Below are 812 nucleotides of genomic sequence, written 5' to 3'. Positions count from 1 at the left end.
CAGGGCCACCGCCATGTCCGCGCCGGGCTGGCTCGAGGGCCTGGGGCGGCGGGTCGGGCGCGCGCGTGGCCACCCCGTCCGCCGAGCTGGCGCGCGTGCGCGAGCTGACCCTCGCCGCCGAGGACGATACCGCCGAGGACGATACCGCCGAGGCCGCCCCGTCCGGGGCCGCGGCCTCCGCCCCGTCCGCCGAGGTCCACGTGGTGCCCACCGCCGCCCACGAGGACCGCCTCGTGCTGCAGCGCGTGCTGCAGGTGCACCATGGCCAGGGCGTGCCGCTGGAGGACATCGCGGTCATCGCGCGCTCGGGATCCCGCGTCGCCGAGCTCACCGGATTCCTCGAGTCCGAGGGGGTGCCGGTGGTCCGGGACGTCGCCGGCACTGTCCTGAAGGATGAGCCCGCCGTGGCCCCGTTGCTGCACCTGCTCACGGTGGTCGCGGCGCTGGTGGACGAGGACGGCCGGGACACCGCCGAGGAGGAACGGGAGGTCGCCCTCACCGGGGTGCTGGACTCCCTCGACGTGCAGCACCTGCTGCGCGGACGCTACGGCGGCACCACGCCGCTGCACCTGCGCCGCCTGCGCCAGGACCTACTGGCGGCCGAACGTGCCCGCGGGGGGCGCCGCGGTTCCGAACAGCTTCTGCCGGCCGCCCTGCTGGACCCCTCGCTGCTGGAGGAGGAGGCTCCGCGCCACCACGGCCTGCAGCGTCTGTCCCGCATGCTGCACGCCGGACTCGACGCGGCGCGTGAGGCGGGCGCCACCGCGGAGACCGTGCTCTGGGCCGTGTGGCCGCCGCCGAGCGCGGCGAGC

1 pseudogene is annotated in these 812 nt (G+C 76.7%); it reads left to right on the top strand.

The features are described from left to right. Nucleotides 1–65: 65 nt before the first annotated feature. A pseudogene (locus AC2W7A_RS12990) lies at nucleotides 66–812 on the top strand (hypothetical protein); the annotation flags it as partial.

It is taken from the genome of Micrococcus sp. LASM2_SD2, from assembly GCF_057364565.1.
This window is presented reverse-complemented; position numbering and strand designations above follow the sequence as displayed.